This is a genomic window from Eubacterium sp. ER2 (genome assembly GCF_000765215.1).
Lineage (GTDB): Bacteria > Bacillota > Clostridia > Lachnospirales > Lachnospiraceae > Claveliimonas > Claveliimonas intestinigallinarum.
The window spans coordinates 43,956-61,732 of sequence record NZ_JPJE01000009.1; the positions used below are offsets into that span (position 1 = coordinate 43,956).

At 52.8% G+C, this 17,777-nt stretch carries 15 protein-coding genes; 14 read left to right on the forward strand and 1 reads right to left on the reverse strand.

Annotation, left to right across the window (positions count from 1 at the left end):
• Positions 1–3: 3 nt before the first annotated feature.
• From NI21_RS0104185 to NI21_RS0104210, 7 genes are all read left to right on the forward strand, one after another.
• On the forward strand, positions 4–1,539 hold the full coding sequence (locus NI21_RS0104185; RefSeq protein WP_033124986.1) for a distal tail protein Dit: 1,536 nt from the start codon (positions 4–6) through the stop codon (positions 1,537–1,539).
• A complete protein-coding gene (locus tag NI21_RS15800; protein WP_034810293.1) occupies positions 1,539–5,705 on the forward strand; it encodes a phage tail spike protein in 4,167 nt (1,388 codons plus the stop codon). The genes NI21_RS0104185 and NI21_RS15800 overlap by 1 nt, the downstream gene beginning before the upstream one ends.
• Before the next feature lie 94 nt (positions 5,706–5,799).
• Complete coding sequence (locus tag NI21_RS0104195; RefSeq protein ID WP_033124987.1) at positions 5,800–6,108, forward strand: hypothetical protein; 309 nt, start codon at positions 5,800–5,802, stop codon at positions 6,106–6,108.
• A 14-nt stretch (positions 6,109–6,122) separates the two neighbouring features.
• A complete protein-coding gene (locus NI21_RS0104200) occupies positions 6,123–6,416 on the forward strand; it encodes a phage holin family protein (protein ID WP_033124988.1) in 294 nt (97 codons plus the stop codon).
• A gap of 170 nt (positions 6,417–6,586) precedes the next feature.
• Positions 6,587–7,315: an N-acetylmuramoyl-L-alanine amidase gene (locus NI21_RS0104205; RefSeq protein ID WP_033124989.1), complete on the forward strand. Its 729-nt coding sequence runs from the start codon at positions 6,587–6,589 to the stop codon at positions 7,313–7,315.
• Positions 7,316–7,625: 310 nt separating this feature from the next.
• The gene (locus NI21_RS16710) at positions 7,626–7,790 is read left to right on the forward strand and encodes a hypothetical protein (RefSeq protein ID WP_156111847.1); all 165 of its coding nucleotides are present in this window, start codon (positions 7,626–7,628) and stop codon (positions 7,788–7,790) included.
• The gene (locus NI21_RS0104210; protein WP_033124990.1) at positions 7,783–8,355 is read left to right on the forward strand and encodes a hypothetical protein; all 573 of its coding nucleotides are present in this window, start codon (positions 7,783–7,785) and stop codon (positions 8,353–8,355) included. Before NI21_RS16710 ends, NI21_RS0104210 begins: the two co-directional genes overlap by 8 nt.
• A gap of 549 nt (positions 8,356–8,904) precedes the next feature.
• Here the strand turns inward: NI21_RS0104210 and NI21_RS0104215 are convergent.
• Entirely contained in the window at positions 8,905–9,483 is a 579-nt protein-coding gene (locus tag NI21_RS0104215; protein WP_033124991.1) for a DUF5104 domain-containing protein, read from the reverse strand.
• Between the two features lie 238 nt (positions 9,484–9,721).
• On the opposite strand from NI21_RS0104215, the gene NI21_RS0104220 reads away from it, so the two are divergent.
• The 7 genes from NI21_RS0104220 (at position 9,722) to isdE (ending at position 17,742) form a co-directional block, all read left to right on the forward strand.
• Positions 9,722–10,369: an SOS response-associated peptidase gene (locus tag NI21_RS0104220; protein WP_033124992.1), complete on the forward strand. Its 648-nt coding sequence runs from the start codon at positions 9,722–9,724 to the stop codon at positions 10,367–10,369.
• 46 nt (positions 10,370–10,415) lie between these two features.
• Positions 10,416–11,288 carry a LysR family transcriptional regulator gene (locus tag NI21_RS0104225; protein WP_033124993.1) on the forward strand — a complete coding sequence of 291 codons (873 nt, stop codon included), beginning with the start codon at positions 10,416–10,418 and terminating at the stop codon, positions 11,286–11,288.
• 181 nt (positions 11,289–11,469) lie between these two features.
• Positions 11,470–11,955, forward strand: a complete 486-nt coding sequence (locus tag NI21_RS0104230; protein WP_033124994.1) for a hypothetical protein — start codon at positions 11,470–11,472, stop codon at positions 11,953–11,955.
• A 48-nt stretch (positions 11,956–12,003) separates the two neighbouring features.
• Complete coding sequence (locus tag NI21_RS0104235; protein WP_033124995.1) at positions 12,004–12,954, forward strand: hypothetical protein; 951 nt, start codon at positions 12,004–12,006, stop codon at positions 12,952–12,954.
• Positions 12,955–13,053: 99 nt separating this feature from the next.
• Positions 13,054–15,780, forward strand: coding sequence for an NEAT domain-containing protein (locus tag NI21_RS16005; protein ID WP_052083911.1), 2,727 nt, complete (start codon positions 13,054–13,056; stop codon positions 15,778–15,780).
• Positions 15,780–16,697: a heme-binding Shp domain-containing protein gene (locus NI21_RS0104245; RefSeq protein WP_033124996.1), complete on the forward strand. Its 918-nt coding sequence runs from the start codon at positions 15,780–15,782 to the stop codon at positions 16,695–16,697. The genes NI21_RS16005 and NI21_RS0104245 overlap by 1 nt, the downstream gene beginning before the upstream one ends.
• On the forward strand, positions 16,684–17,742 hold the full coding sequence (isdE, locus tag NI21_RS0104250) for a heme ABC transporter substrate-binding protein IsdE (protein ID WP_242842812.1): 1,059 nt from the start codon (positions 16,684–16,686) through the stop codon (positions 17,740–17,742). Before NI21_RS0104245 ends, isdE begins: the two co-directional genes overlap by 14 nt.
• Positions 17,743–17,777: the final 35 nt, after the last annotated feature.

Below are 17,777 nucleotides of genomic sequence, written 5' to 3' on the forward strand. Positions count from 1 at the left end.
GGCATGTATAACTTTGTTGATACTACAACCGGGGGTGCACCAGATGGTGCGCTCCCGTCAGAGGCCCTGCAGATTAACGGGGCGTATATCGAAAATGAAATAGAGGGATATCGAACCCTGTATGTCCTTGGCCGGGAACTGACGGAAGCGGAGATCACAGAGCTTCAAATTGGACAGATGGACGGCTCCGAGTATCGAAACAGTCGGATTGTTTCCCGGAGTATCACGGTGGGGTATCAGCTGCTGACTGACTCCCCGGAAGATTTTCGTGAGAAGTTCAATGCGCTAAACAAAATCCTGAACCAGAAAGAGGCAAAACTGATATTTGCGGATGAGCCGGACAAGTATTTTATCGGGACCAAGAGCGAAGTCGGAGACGTGAAAGAAGGCCGGCTGAATGTTACCGGGGAGTTTGTGTTTTACTGCTGTGACCCGTATAAATATGCGACTACAGAGAAAAGCTTCCAGGCGGCAGACAATACGGACGGGGTACTGGAAGTCACGATTGAAAATGGTGGTGCGGCCAGCGCCCCGGTCAGCTACGAGATCACCCATAACCACGAAAATGGATTTATCGGCATTGTGTCTGAGTATGGTGCTATCCAGCTGGGAAAGGTGCAGGAGGCGGACGGCGAAAACTACCAGCAAAATGAGGTGCTGATAGACGGGCTCCAGCCGTTTCTGGCTGCACCAGACGACCACGGTGTTAACTACATGCATCCTGATCACGATATGGGGGGCAGTTTGAGCAGCATTGATAATACGGCTATTGTTATCGGGAGCATGGGGAATGGACAGCCTGGGAAGTGGTGCGGCGGCATGAAGACCATTACTATACCGGCTGACTCAGAAAGTGAAGTTGGTGCTCAAAACTTCTACTGTTACCTGAATTGGTGGTTCGAGACAGGGTTGATGGGACAGACAGCGGAACAGTCGATTGCATTCCTGACTGCCGACAATAAAGTAATATGTGGGTATAGTCTGTATAAGAGTGACATGACCGGTAATACGGCACATCTGGAATATTGGCTGAATGGGAAAATGATAAGAGACATCGCTTTTACTCCTTCGATGCTTCAGAGCCAGAACCCATTTGATAATGCACGGGGACATCAGGATATCCTCAAAGAAGGGGATACAGTGAGATATCATTGGTGGGGGTCTTATCCCTGCTATTCAGACCCAGCAATCAAGGATATGGTCTGCACGAAGATACAGATTGCCTTCACGCAGTATTATGGAAGAAATCTTGGTGACCAATATGTAACGAGAAACTCTATCCGTTCGTTGCGGTTCCAGAAAATGAATGTTGAAAAATGGCGGGACGTTCCGAACCGGTATGCTGCAGGGGATGTAGTTACGATAGACGGCGCTGCTACCAAAGTGTATCAGAATGGTATGAACATTACCGGCGATGAGATCACTGGGAGCAAGTATTTTCTCGCTCCGCCCGGGGAGACGAAAGTACAGTTCTTTTTCTCGGATTTTTCCGAACCAAAACCTACAGTAAAAGCAAAAATAAGGGAGGCGTTTCTGTAATGATGAAGGAGATAAGGATTGCGGTCCTGGATCAAATGGACCAGGTTTTGAGCTATATGGATAACACAGGTCCTAAATCACTGCATTATTATGATGACGAACTGCATGAATATCTGCAGGGCAGCGCCTATACCTATAACTTTACGTGTGATGCGTGTCACGAGGATAGCCAATATATCGTGGAGGGGAATAAGATTTCTTTCCGCGATGAAGAGCAGCAGAAGGACTATTATCTGAATATCGTACATGTAGAAAAGGATGAGCAGGAAATCCGGGCAGAGTGCTACGGGCTCCTGTTTGAACTTCTAAACGAGGAAAAAGAGGCATATGCAGCCGCCCAGGCCATGACGTTCGCCCAGTATTATGCTGTTTTTGACCCAGAAGGCAGTACAGTGCTAGGGCTGAATGAGGTGTCGGATAGATCGATCAAGCATGAATGGACCGGAACGGAGACCCTTCTTGCCCGTCTGTATTCCCTTGCAAATGCATTCTCGGCTGAGATTGAGTTCATAACAGAACTGAATGATGACTATTCCCTGAAACGGGTAGTGGTCAATGTATACCGAGAGCATTCTGATGACTATCAGGGGATTGGCCGGGCTCGGACAGATATTACCCTGCGATATGGGAAAGAAGTGACCGGGATCACGAAGACTTCTGATATCACAGAACTGTACACAGCAATCCGGCCAACTGGGAAAGACGGATTACAGATCACGGACCTGGTCAAAACAGAATATGACGAGAATGGAAATGTAGAGTTCCAGAGCTCCGCAGGAAATAATGCTATCCTTGCAGTGCAGGCAAGGGACCGGTTCCCTTCTAATCTGACACGTTTGGAAGATGGGTATATAATGCGGATCTGGTCCTATGAGACAGATAATGTAGAGATGCTCTACGGTCAGGCACTGGCAGAGTTAAAAAAAATTTGCGAGCCCCAGGTCAGCTATGAGGTGGAAGGGTATTTTGACACAGCGATCGGGGATACTGTGAACATAGTGGATGAGGCCTATAACCCAATACTGTATCTGAACGCCAGAGTCACAGAGCAGATCCGAAGCTTTACGGACCCAACGCAGAATAAGACCACCTTTAGCAACTTCCGGGAACTGCAGAGCCAGATTGACCCGGAGCTCCTTAGCCGGGTTCAGGCCCTGGTAGATGCGAACCGGACCTATACCTGCTCAATCATCACGGACAATGGCATCATATTTAAGAACTCCGTGGGGAGCACGACCCTGACCGCGTCCGTGATGGATGCCGGCGTAGACTTGACTGACTCTATGGTCATCGACTGGTCAAAGGATGGCACCTCTATCGGGACGTCAAAGAGTGTGACGGTCCAGGCGGCGGACATCGACGGGAAGGCAGTATATCGGTACGAGGCATATGATGCCGATGGTGTCCTACGTGGGGTATGCGAGGTTACCATCAGCAATGTGGACGATGGTGAGCAGGGGCCGACAGGACCGCAAGGTGAACAAGGCCCTCAAGGAGAGAAGGGAGAAAAAGGCGATAAAGGAGACAAGGGGGATCAAGGGGAGCGCGGACTGCAGGGACTTCAGGGCGAGAAAGGAGACCAGGGCATCCCTGGTCCTGCCGGAGAAGACGGAGAAGACGGTAAGACCAGCTATACCCATATCGCATATGCCAATAGTGCAGATGGACAGACAGATTTTTCCGTGTCAGACAGCAATCGGGATTACATTGGTATGTATGTGGATTTTGCGGCAACCGACAGCACAGACCCTACTGACTACGCCTGGAGTAAGATTAAGGGCGCAGACGGAGCGCAAGGGACGCCGGGGAAAGCTGGAGCGGACGGTAAGACGCCATATCTGCATATTGCCTATGCCAATAGTGCAGATGGTTCCAGCGGTTTTTCCACGACCGACAGCACCAACAAACTGTATATTGGCCAGTATACTGATTATACCGCAGCAGACAGTACGGACCCGGATGATTATGCCTGGACACGTATCAAGGGTGAAACAGGGGAAACTGGAGCCCAAGGAGAAAAGGGAGAAAAAGGCGATACGGGACCTCAGGGAGCCACCGGTCCCAAAGGCGAACAGGGGGAGAAAGGTGATAAGGGCGACACCGGCCCCAAAGGTGATAAAGGAGACGCCGGTACCGGAGTGTCGAATGTGGATGTACAGTATTATAAGTCCACAAGTTCCACCTCTCTTTCTGGCGGGTCGTGGTCTACGACTAACCCCGGCTGGGAAAACGGAAAGTATATCTGGTCAAAAACGGTAGTTACATATACAGATGGAACGACCGAAGAGTCTACTCCTGTCTGTATCACCGGAGCTAAAGGTTCCACTGGAGCTACGGGGGAAACTGGTGCGGCCGGAGCAGATGGGGCTGACGGCAAGGGTGTTAAGTCCATCGTGGAGCAGTATTACAAATCCACCAGCGCAACGTCGTTATCCGGCGGATCATGGTCCGCAACGTATCCTGGCTGGGAGAATGGAAAGTATATCTGGACTCGAAGCATCATCACGTACACTGATAATTCCACAACGACTACCACTGCGGTATGCGTAACCGGACAGAAAGGCGATACCGGCGCAACAGGGGCGAAAGGCGACAAAGGAGATACTGGGGCCACCGGGCCTACCGGGCCGAAGGGAGATAAAGGTGATACAGGAGAGGCAGGCGTGGGTATTAAATCCATCACGGAATACTATGCGGTATCAGCATCCAATACTACTGCACCGAGCTCCTGGAGTACTTCTGTTCCAACCATGACAACGTCCAATAAGTATCTCTGGAACTATGAACGGATCACATACACCAATAATACTACCAGTGACAGCGCAAAAAGGGTGATCGGCGTTTATGGGAATACCGGTGCGACAGGTGCAAAGGGGCCGCAAGGGGAAAAGGGGAACACGGGAGCAACGGGAAACGGAATTAAAAGTATCACGAATTATTATCTTGCCACAACGGCAGCAAGCGGTGTGACAACAAGTACCTCCGGCTGGACGACATCGGTACAGACGATTACGACCAGTAAGAAATACCTGTGGAACTATGAGAAGATTACCTATACAAATGGAAGCACCACGAATACGACTCCACATATCATCGGTGTCTACGGCAACACCGGAGCGACAGGTCCCCAGGGGCCGCAGGGAGAAAGAGGACCACAGGGATCTACTGGACCACAAGGGCCTAGTGGTGCGGCCGGCGAAGACGGACAGATGCTCTATGCGACCTGTGGGACAGCGTCAGCAACCGCGACAAAGGTGGCAACGCTGGCGGCAGGCAAGCTTACCCTAAAGGCTGGTGCGACTGTGGCCGTCCGGTTTACCTACGCTAACACCGCTTCCAACCCGACCCTAAACGTGGCTGGGACCGGGGCAAAAGCTATCTATACCCAGGGGGTACGCTATGCCTACTGGCGTGCTAATCAGACCGTGGTATTTACTTATGATGGCTCTTACTGGCGGGTAGCGTCTGAGCCGGTATATGCAAATACGGTGACTGTGGGTAATCCGGCTGCGAAGAATGTATATATTGACGCAGACAGTATTGATATCAGATCAGGGTCGAATGTACTTGCGTCATTTAAACAGGATGAGATAAGTCTGGGCAAATGGGGGAGCAATACCCAAACCAGAGACAAGGCATCGATCAAGCTGTTCGGGAATAGTGGCGCCATAGAATTAGAGATAGGCGGCACAAGAGATGTCATGCGGATTGGTTCCGGAGAAATGGAACTCAAGGGCTATAACGCATATATACAGATTGGGAGCGAAGTCAATGTATATGCGCCAGATCTGATCTTGCATACGGAGACAGAAGATATCAGCCTATTGGATATGATAAAGATAGGAGAACAACAATCCTATTCAGAAAACAACTGGACTATTACATATCGAAAAATAGGTATAAACCGCATATATATTTCGGCGAGTAAGACCGTTAATTCAATCGGGTCTGGTGCCAATCAATTAGAGGCTGCTGCATTACCCTTTAAAGTCGCTTTTGATCAGCGGCTTACGGTACACATGAATGTGGCAAACACACCCGTTGGATATGGGAATTTTAGGTTTACTCCGCTATCCAATGGGCTATCCGCAATGTACAGGAACAATACGGCGTATAGTGCTCCTGTCAATATGCTCATCTGTGGAGAACTTATAGTAAATGATTAGTCCAGGTGTTCCTGTGGGAAGGAGATTTTATGGAGATTAGAGCGAGACCGTGACAGGTCTTATTTTTATGCATAAGTATTATGAGGAGGCTGACATGGAAAATGTAATCAGCAGGGAAGAACATGAAGAGTTTGCCCGCCGAATGGAGGATGAACATAAGCGCATCAGCCATAGGCTGACGGATCTGGAAGAGACTGTCAGGCAGATCGGCCAACTGACAGCCAGCGTGGAGAAACTGGCCGTGTCGGTGGAAAGCATGGCAAAAACACAGACTAGGCAGGGTGAACGCCTGGAGGAGTTGGAAAGCCGGGACGGAGAAATGTGGAGAAAAGTTACAGGCTATGTCATAACTGCAGTTATAGGCATAGTTGTAGGGTACATTTTTACACAGATTGGAATGTAGAAAGGAGAATGAACATGGAACAGATAATAAACTATGTGAAACCCGAACTGATTGTTGTGGCAGTAGTCCTGTATTTTATCGGTATGGGGCTGAAGCAGGCTCAGGCCGTGAAGGATAAGTATATCCCCCTTATCCTGGGAGGCGCTGGCATCGTACTGTGCGCTATATGGGTGCTGGCTACCAGCCCATTGGGAACGGGACAGGATATTGCAATGGCGGTGTTCACAGCGATTGTCCAGGGTATCTTGGTGGCTGGATTATCTACTTATATTAACCAGATCATTAAGCAGGCAAATAAAAGCGAATGATCTGAGAGCAACTGTGAAATCAGACTGATTGCGCCGGCCGGATGCCGGTAGGAAGGAGAAAAAAACATGAGAATTTATTTTACAACTGACGAAGGCAAGGAAGTAACTTTTGAGGAGCTTTTGGAGGTCCAGAAACAGTATGACAAAGAGCATGAAGGGGATGAAGAATAATGAGTATTTGTGGCGGAATTGCTGGCCGGAGAGGGCAAAATCCGGTCGGTATTTTTTTTCACAATGACGCAGGCAGTAAGAAAGCTACGAAAAAATACTATGAGTCCTGGCTCAAAACGCATAATCTGAAAAATGGTTTTGCACATTATTATGTATGTAGTGACGGGACTTTACAGGCTGAGGATGATACCAATAAAGCTTGGCATTGCGGACAGTCAGATGGAAATGCTAATTATCTGTCCATCGAAATATGTCAGTCGATGGGGGATATTGCAACATTTCAGAAAAATGAAGAGACGGCATTGCAGCTTGCGGCACAGAAGTGCAAGCAGTACGGCATTACCCCGTCGATGGATACGATCCGGCTGCACCAGGAAGTATCAGCAACGGACTGCCCACACAGATCCGTAGAAATACATGGAGGGCGAACAGCGACCAAACAGTATTTTATCGACCGGATTAAAGCCTATATGGGAGAAACCACAGTAACAACAGCAATAGAGAATAATATGGAGGATGATGACAATATGAAATGTTTTTATACAGTAGATGGGAAAGGGCCAGTAATGTACTTTGACGGCTATGCTGTACATCCGCTTGCACATCAGGATGAGATGACCGTGTTGAATAACATCTATAGAGACTGCACGGGAAAAAATATCCCTTGTTATAGCTGGAGCAGCAAGGCACCCTGGTATGTGCGGCTGAAAAATGCAATCAGCAGATAGTATGATCCCCGGGGCCGTCAGAAGCTCCGGGGGTGTTCTTCTCCGCTAAATGGCAAGATGACGGTAAAAGAGGTCAAAATAGTATAAATACGGTGAAAAAACGATAAAAAAGCGCTAAAATTTTCTGCTAGGTAGTTGAAATTAAGAGGAAAAAAGTTTATGATGTAAGCGAAAAGACAAAAGGCCAGACGAGTATTTACATAGACCGCACCCTATAAAGGTTATACTTATATACGGGGTGATTTTTTTGTCTGATCAGGAACAAAAAACAAAAGTTGTACCAAGGGAGAAAAGTAAGGAGGAAGGCATTATGGCAGCAGTAGCAAAACCTAACACCCGAGCTTTTAGGCTTCGTCCTGATAAGGTGGATCAGTTTGTGAAGCGAAATGGTTCCTTTGACAAAGCAATGGAACGATTTCAAGCGCATAGGCCTAAAAACGGTGTTGAAACACCATCAAAGGGGAAACATGAATAAGTACGGGGGAGAAATATCATTTAGTTTTAATTTGCTAAGGGTTGAGGATTATGAGGATCTTCAACCCTTTACATGCGGAAACGAAAAACTGGACAGCCACATACATACAGGTATAATACAACATGGTGAAATCGTTGATGAAGATGGTTTATACTTTGTTTTCAGAGACATAGATACAGGCAAAGTGATTGCCATCGTTTCTTTAGCGGCATCAGGAATAATTTTTGAACAGACCAATTACATGCATGTGCTTCCAGCTGTAAAAATAGATGTGCTCGCCGTTGATATTAATTATCAAAAAATACACTATGATAAAGCGTCTGAAGATAACCCAAATCCTAATAGTCACTATTATTTTAGCGATGAAATTATGGGAGAAATTATTCGCCATTGTAGAGAACTTGCTGAAACAAAGGCCTTAGCTAATTTTATTGTATTATACGCAGATGTCAAAGCGTATCGTTATTATGAAAGAAACGGTTTTTGCGATTTTGAGGCATTTATGGTAAAAGAAAATAACCAAGAAATTAATGAAAATATACCTATGTATATGAAACTATATTGATATCGCCAAAAGCACCCTAACGGGTGCTTTTGCCATTTAATAAAGTAGAAAGGCGCCCGGATCATCCCGGACGCCTAAGATATTGTATCATATTCGTGTTGTATTTCGTGTTGCATAGATCTGTTTTTCGTCATAAATTTAAAGATTATATCAGAGTATTACTTCATTATAAAACATGATAAAAGCCTGTATTTACGCGTGTTCTATGGAAAAGCCCGAAAAATCAATAAAGTATAAAAATGAGTTTAATCCGGTTCGATTCCGGTCTGCGGCATTTAAAAACCCTTGATTTTTCAAGGGTTTTATTTTTCTTCCGATGCTTGTCTATATACTGCTTTCAGTACGTTGTCAAATTGCTGTATAATTTAGATACAATGAATGAGGAGTTATTCGAGGTGGTAAATTTCGTTGCAACCACGCACCCTTTGGGTCAAAAGAGATGCAGGAGAGGCGATGCCTGCCGAATAACTTCTCATTTTTTGCAAATATTGGAATTTATGGATACCATCAGCCAAGCAGCGGCCGGTGGTTTTCTTATAGAGCTTTTTCCTACGTCCGGCAGTCCCCGATGTCATAGAGGATAAAAATTCCATCCTCCGGGGGCCACTGGGTGTACTGCGCCTCATCGGCCAGGTCGCTGGTCAGGATTAGGATGGAGTTCAGGCCGATACGGCCCTCATCAAGACCCTTTTCCTCATTTTCCAGCAGGGTGAAGCAGAGACTGACAGAATAGCTCCCCTTATCCGTGAGCACGTTGTAATTTTTTTCCATATATTCCGAGAGCATGCCGCTTTCGTATGCTGCCGTGCACTGCACGCTTGTGGATGTGCCCTGATAGAAAGTAAAGAACTCGTCTGCCTTTTCGTCGAAATCAGGCAGTGCGGCCGTGTCATCGCAGAACATGGATTTAAATGCTTCTCTGTCGCCTGCGTCCAGAGCCGGCAGGATCTGGTCTTCAAAGACCGTCCCGGTCATGTGGGCGCGGGGATTGGCGCCGGTGGCAATCTCTACAACAGAGCGGACCATGTCTGCGGCTGTGCCGACCGCCTGACAGCCGCTCAGGCAGAGGGAAGCGGACAGGAGTGTGCAGGGCAAGATGTATTTTCGGATGTGTTTCCCCTTTTTCATATGAACAGTTCCTTTCAGTCGTGCCTTCTGTTTATATATGTGCCCATTATATCACAGAGAAGGGAGAGGTGTCCCGCCCTTTTGAGAAACTGCCGGGCGCAAGCTGCCGGACACCAAACTGCCGGCTGCGAAACTGTCGGCTGACAAACTGCCGGGCGGTTGACATTTGCCAGAAGACCGATTAAAATGTCAGTTAATTTGAAAAATCAAAAATGCTGTGCAGGGGAGGAGGAAGGCCATGTGCGGGAGATATTACATAGATAAAAGGGTAGAGAGCGCGCTGCCGGTAGATGCGGGCCTGGGGCCGGCGGACACCCTTGGGTGGCGGGAGTTTTTGAAAAAGAGTGCGGGGGATGTGTGTCCCTCGCAGCAGGCGCCTGTCCTGACAGGAGAAGGAGGAGAGCTGCACCTGGAGCTTATGACCTGGGGTTTCCTGCCCCCTTCAGGAGAGCAGAAGAGGGATGGAAAGGTGCGCCCCGGAGGCCTTCTCATCAACGCCAGGGCGGAGACGGCGCTGGAGAAGCGGATGTTCCGGGACAGCATAAGGAGCAGGCGGTGCGTGATTCCTGCGGGACACTTCTACGAGTGGGATGAGGACAGGAACAGGGCAGAGTTTTCAGACTGTGAGTCGCCGCTTCTCTACATGGCGGGATTTTACCGGTATTTTCAGGAGGAGAAGAGGTTTATCATCCTGACCACAAAGGCCAATGCCTCGGTGGAGAGGGTGCATGACAGGATGCCTGTCCTTCTGGCAAAAGAGGAGATCGAGAGCTGGGTCTTTGAGGATGAGTTTGTGCCCTTTGTTCTGGGGAGGACGCCCGGGGAGCTGAAGGTATTCCGGGAGTATCAGCAGACCACTCTGGCAGACCTGGGGCTGGAGCTGTGACAGAGCGAAAGAGACAGTGGAGACAAGTGAGAGAAGGAGAAGGCAGATGGATATACGGGTACTCAGATATTTTCTGACAGTGGTGCGAGAGGAGAATATATCAAAGGCAGCGCAGGCCCTCCACGTCACGCAGCCTACGCTGAGCCGCCAGATGGCCCAGCTGGAGGAGGAGCTGGGCACCCCGCTCTTTGTGAGGGGAAAGCACCTCACACTGACGGACGCGGGGGTGATGCTGAGAAGAAGGGCTGAGGAAGTGGCGGAGCTGATGGACAAGATTGAGGATGAGTTTGCTTCCAGGGAGGAAGTGGGGGGCATCATCTCCATCGGGAGCGGCGTGCTGAGAAGCTCCCATGTCCTGACCCGGGAGCTCCTTGCCTTTCGGGAAAAATATCCCCGGGTGCAGTACGAGATCTACACAAACACATCTGACTACATAAAGGAGAAGCTGGACAGGGGACTTCTGGATTTCGGCCTGCTCCTGGAACCGGTGGACATCAGCAGATACGACTATATCAGGCTGCGGGAGAAGGAGCGGTGGGGGCTGTTCATACCGGAGGGGCATCCTTTGGCGCAAAAGGAACAGATCACCAGGGAGGATTTGAAGCGGACTCTTCTTATCACCCCCAGCCGCCAGTCTGTACAGAGCGAGATTTCCAACTGGCTGGGAGAGGATTTCCAGAACCTGGATATCCTGGCCTCCTTTAATCTGATCACCGATATGACAGTCATGATGAACACGGGGGAGGCCTGCTTTCTGGCCATAGAGGGGGCCATGGAGTCCTATGTGGGGAGAGGCCAGGTCTTCCGTCCCCTCTGCCCGGAGCTGGCCACAGCCTCTGTCCTCGCCTGGAAGCGGTCCCAGCCCTTAAGCGGGGCGGCGGGGAAATTTCTGGAGGAGTTCCGGCAGAGACAGGCATAGAATGAAAATGAGAATTATTTTCAATGTAAAATATTGACAGAAAAAGGTAACGCATGGTAGTATCATAGCAGTTAGGATAAGCTAACTCACTGGACAGTATAGCGGCTGTCTGGTGAGTTGCTTTTTTGACTAACAGTTAGTTCGGACTAATAAAAATTAGAAATGACGGAGATAAGTGGATATGAAAATCGCAGGCAGAAAAAAGAAGATAGTCATTGCCGCTCTCGTCCTTATCCTGGCGGGAGCTGTGGGAATTTACTTTTACACGAGACCCAGGGAAGTGACGAACTACGCGGAGTTTGAGGAGGACCAGGAGAAGCCGGACAGCCAGCAGGCCCAGAGCGGTGTGACAGACGGGATCGAGATCCCGGGCTACAAATCTGTCACCATCCCGGCGGGTACAAAGGATGTGTCGGTGGAGCTGGTCAATCCGGAGGAAAATACCGTGTATTTCCAGATTTCCTTCTATCTGCCGGAGACAGACGAGACGATCTACACGTCGAAGCTGATCCAGCCCGGCCAGCATCTCTATGAGATCACGCTGGATAAAGCGATGGAGGCAGGCGAGTATCCGCTGACCGTCAGATATGAGACCTTCAGCGCGGATGAGGAGATGGCCCCGAGAAACGGGGCGGAGGTCAACTGTACGCTGATCGTTGAGGGATAGAGCCGGGGCGGCGCGCCGCGGCGGAAGAAAAAGAAAAGGAGATGTATTATGAGGTTAAAGAAATTGATGACAGGGGCCCTTTCCGTGGCCATGCTGGGGACTATGATGTGCACCACGGCGTTTGCCGCCGACTATACCGACGGAGACTACACAGGAGAGATCCATTTCCTCAATGCCAATGGGACCGGGGCTGCCAGCATGTGCGATCCCATCTTTGTGCACGAGGCGGAGGTGACGCTTGACGCGGACAGCGCGGAGCTGACATTCTATGTGGCCTACCCGATCCCCGCCTTCCCGTCTATGGGTACTGACGGCACGATCCTGGATGTGAAGTTTACGGTAAATGACACAGAGTACACAGCGGAGTCTGACATAACGACAAAGCCTGAGAAGGTGTTTGACACAACCTCCAGTCTGTTTGGAATAACCGAAGGGGAGTCCTACCCGACGCAGGTGCTGACAGTGGACCTTCCAAGAGACGCGGTGGATGACCTGGAGGCCGGAACAGTAGCTGCCTCTGCCTATGTCAATTCCGTGATGAACTCCACCCAGAACTTCTTTGTCCAGGTGACAGACCTGCAGCCTGTGGGCGGAGAGGAGACCCCGTCAGAGCCCTCTGCGGACACGAAAGATATGCAGATCACAGCGAATGTGGAGGAGTCAGTCTCCGCGCCAGATTATTCAGTCACGGTTCCTTCTGCTGTTTCGATGGGAACGCTGAGTGCAGAGAGAAACAACGCGATGGTCTACGCGGTGGATGTGAAGGCCTCTAACCTGAACGGAGAGATTGCTGTCACAGCGCCAGAGTCCGGCAGCCTGACAAGCGATGGAAACACACTGAGCTTTTCCAACAGCTTTGGGACACAGAATGTCAATGCAGACACGGCAGGCACCAAGCTGAGCGGAACGATCCGCATCGGAAAGGATGCGGTTGCTGCGGCTAAAGCCGGAAATTACACCGGAACAACAACATTCTCCATTACCTACAAAGGGAACTAAAGGAAACGGCAGACGGTAATATGACAGAAATCCTCCGGCTCTTTGCCTGGGAGGATTTCTGCTGTCATAGAGGTCTGCCTCTATTTGACGGAGGGAACGATGAGAAGAAAAAAGACAGGAAAGAGATGGGCGGCGCTGGCCCTTGCGGCTGTGCTGGCCGCCGGGACGGCGCAGCCCATGGGAGCAAAGGCTGCCGGAGGAACCTACACGGGCAGCGGAACGTTCCACATAGACCAGTTCGGTGAATACAACATCAACGCTTCCGTGTCTGTCACGGACGGCGTGATCACCGGCCTGGAGATCACAGGCGACAATTTCGGCGGGACCTATGCGGAGGTCAACAAGGGCAAGCTTGCCTCCGCCGTGGAGGGGCTGCAGAGCCGCATCATAGGACTGGGGGACACAGACGCCCAGGGCCTGAAGGGGCTGGACGGCGTGTCGGGAGCCACCTACTCCTCCAACGGCATCAAGGAGGCTGTGGCATCGGCCCTGGGACTTTCCCTGGAGGAGACAGCCCCGGGAGTGCCCTCCCAGACGCCGGTGGCGGGAACCTACGATATCACTGTGGCGGTGCGCAGCGATGTGGTGGATCACAGCCTTGTGCAGACGGAGACGGCCCCGGCCGTGCTGACCGTGGATGAGAGCGGGCAGATGACGCTGTCCTACACCATGGTATCCGGCACGGACCAGGAGCCCATGTACATTCTCGGATTTAACGGCTACTACGAGAACAACGACACGGCGGCCGCACTGACCATGGAGGGCGCCGCCTACAATACAGAGCAGAGGGGGGACTACCAGGTTGTCACAGATGTGTCCTTCCCTCTGACCGGCACTCTGAGCCAGTATTACTACAACAACACCTGCATTTACGTGCCTGCCATGAGCAATCTGAACGGCGAGATCAATGGCATCCTTTTTGAGAACGGTAAGTTCAGCGTCAAGACCATTGTGACTATGTACTGGGATACGCTGACAGCCAGAGAGCAGACCCCTGAGACGCCGGACACCACCCAGGAAAGCATGGATGTGACGGCCAGCGTGGCGCAGGAGACGTCCGCTCCTTCCTATCAGGTCACCGTGCCCTCGTCTCTGGACATGGGAGCTCTCAGCAGGACCGAGGATAATGTGCAGGAGTACGACATTACCGTGTCCTCCCAGGACAAAGAGGGCACTGTGACCGTGACGGCACCGGAGGGCGGCCTTCTGTACGCGGGCAGCCACTCCCTCGCCTTTTCCAATGATTTCGGCGCCCAGTCCTTCCAGGCAAAGGAGACGAGAGACGCGGGGACCGATGAGGCGGTGCTTGGCGGAAGGATCACCATCGCGGGAGCGGACGTGGCGGCCGCCGCGCCCGGCAACTACACGGGAACTACTACCTTTTCCATCACCTACAGCAGTGACGGAGGAGGCGGGACAACGGAGCCGGAGGAGCCCCAGCCTGATCCGGGGGAGGATCCGGGAGACGGCGAGGAGGGGGAGGACCTGGCAGAGGGAACCTACACTGTGGACGTGGCCCTGTGGCACGCCACCAATGACGCTCCGTCCATGGGCGATGCGGCCCTGGTTTCCCAGGGAGTGATCGTGGTGGATGAACACGGGGACATGTCCCTGCAGCTCACCTTACAGTCCCTGGACATTTCCGGCATAGAGGGCTACCTGTACCGGCTGCGGAAGGTAGATATGGACAGCGTGGTGTACAACCAGATGGGCTATCCCTCCTCCTACGAGGCGGCGGACGCGGATGTGCTGTCGTATTTCACGGGCGTGTACGACGCCTACAATGACCCGGACTCTCCGTCCTACGATGGGAATACGGAGGGAAAGGAGTACCCGAAGGTCATCTCCATTCCCATCCAGAAGGATGAGGACATGAATTACGTGGAGATCTACGTGCCTGTCATGGAGGCCATCGGCGCCGGGCAGGGCACCCAGCTGGCCAGGCTCCACATCGACTGGAGCACACTTCAGGCCGGGGGAACGGCAGTGGAGCCGGAGAACCCGGATCCCGGCGGGGATGAGACGGACATCCGCAATCTGCCGGACGGCGTGTACGCGGTGACGGGCCGGATGCTGAAGGTGGACAAGGAGACCCTCTCCATGTCCGACAATGCCATCGACCACACCATCAAGCTGACGGTGAAGGACGGGAAGTACGCTCTGACCATGAACTTCCGGGGACTCACCATCGGCACCCAGCTGGGCTATCTGAGCCAGCTTCAGTACTTTGCCACCGGCTACACGCTGGACCAGTACGGCAATCCGCAGGGAGACCTGCGGGCTGTGACAGTGGACAGCTATCAGCAGAACGAGGACGGCTCCAGAGTCAGCGACCAGTACGGGACAGACTACCCGGATGAGGTCACCTTTGAGCTCATACCGGAGGCTCTGGAGGACGGCTATGTGCCCCTGCAGGTCTTTGTCCCCATCATGGACGCCATCGCCTCGGGAACGGGGACGCAGCCTGTGTTCCTGGCTCTTGACTGGGATACGCTGCAGGCCACGACAGACGATGACCCGGCTTTCGACGATGAGGGCCAGACAGATGATGAGGAAACAGACGGCAGCGGAGAAGGCTTGCTGACCGGCGGCAGCGGTCTGGGAACATCCACCCTGCCCGGAGGCTCCTCGCTGGGAGGTTCCTCCCTTGGAGGCTCTTCGCTGGGCGGCTCATCCCTTGGCGGTTCCAGCCTGGGCGGATCCTCTCTGTCCGCGGCCCGGACAGGAGATGAGACGGGTACAGCCCTCGCCGGATGGGCGGCGCTGCTTGCGGTGGCGGCCGCTGCGGTCGTTCTGGCCTTGCGGCAGAGAAGAGGAAGCAGGTGATGAAGGTGAGAGTGGGAAATAAGATAAAGCGGGCGCTTGCAGGCGCCCTGGCAGCTCTCCTGGTCCTGGCAGCAGGGCAGGGGGCTGCGCCCCTGTCCGCTCAGGCGGCCGGCGGAAACGTCTATACCTGTGCGGTCCATCCCTGCTATGCCCACCCGGTCACCGGGGCCATTGAGGACTCCGGGGGAGAGGCGTCCTACGCCACCGGACAGGGGATGGTGGAGGGAGCGGTCTACACCACAGGCATACTGGAGGTGACGGACAGCGGGGCCTACTACCTGACCATCCGCATGAGCCTGATGAGCTACACATCCGGTCACAGCTTCTGGGTACAGAACGTGGGGGACTCCTCCTGGTCCAACCCGGCTGTGGGCGTGACGGGGAGCGGATCGGACAGCAACGGGGCCACCTCGGATATCTGTATCCAGGTGCCCAGTGAAAACTGTGTGGTCCGGGTCTCCATGTATGTAAGTCCCATGGGGAGAGATGTCATCTTCTATCTCTATCCAAGCGACTACACAGCGGGAAATAACACAGACATGAAAGCCACCATCGTGACGGCGGCGTCCGGCAGCTCCTCCCTTGGCAGCAACAGTCTGTCGGCGGCGGGCTTGGCCGATACAAATACAGGGGAAGAGACAGATGGAAGCGAGGCACCGGCTCTCTCCAGCTCCATAGAGGAGGCGGCGGACCCAGCCACAGACGGAGAGCTGTCCGACGCCCAGGGGCTTAGCCTCTCTACCGCTTCGGACGGGGAAGAGGGGACGGAAGGAGCTTCCGGCAGCGGCGTGTTTGCCGTGGCGGCGGCCGTCATGGCGACCGGTCTGGTCTTCATGGGAGCGGCGGCAGCGATCGTCTATTTCTTCCGGAGAAACTGGCGCAGATGGGGCGGAGGTTACGAAGATGATGAGGATTGACAGGAAAAAGACGGCCGGGAGGATGGCAGTTGGAAGGGCGGCAGGCGCGCTGGCCTGCGGCGCCCTGACACTGAGCCTCCTGGCAGGGTGCGTGGACCAGAGCGGGAGCGCGGCTGTGGAGTCGGCCAAGGCCAAGGTGGCGGCCATGGGGGAGGAGCCCCGCATCATAGCCACCTCCCCCGCCACAGCCGACATCTGTGACCGGCTGGAGCTGGACCTTGTGGGCGTGTGCACCAGCACCATATCCTCCCTGCCGGAGCGGTACGAGGGGGTGGAGCAGGTGGGGACGGCCATGAGCCCGGACATGGAGATCGTGGCCTCCCTCTCCCCGGACTGGATACTAAGTCCCTCCAGCCTCCAGTCGGACCTCCAGCCAAAGTACGAGGCCATTGATACGGACTGGGCTTTCCTCAACCTGCGCAGCGTGCAGGGGATGTACCGGTCCATCCAGGAGCTGGGAGAGATATTCGGCAGGGAGGAGCAGGCCGGGGAGCTGGTAGATGAATTTACGGAATTCTATGAGGACTATGTGACTCGCAATGAGGGGCAGGAGAGCCCTAAGGTGCTGATCCTCATGGGGCTTCCCGGAAGCTACATCATCGCCACAGAGAACTCCTACGTGGGAAGTCTGGTGGAGCTGGCGGGAGGCGAGAATGTGTATGCCGGCACGGACCAGGAATTCCTGACTGTGAACACAGAGGATATGAAGTCCAGGGAGCCGGATGTGATCCTGCGGGCCGCGCACGCGCTGCCGGATCAGATCATCGAGATGTTCAACGAGGAATTTGAGACAAACGACATATGGCAGCATTTCACGGCGGTCAAGGAGGGGCGGGTCTATGACCTGACCTACGAGCTCTTTGGCATGAGCGCTAATTTCAACTATCCGGAGGCCCTGGAGGAGCTCCAGCCCATGCTCTATCCCCAGAGCGAGGACGACGCGGAGCAGGCAAAGGAAAACAGCGACAGGGCTGCGGAGGCGGCAAAGGAGAGCGAAGCCACCGGGAAGACGGACGAGGAGACGCTGCAGGAGATTACTAAGTAAGGAGAGGTGAGCCATGAGCGAAGAAAAACTGACAG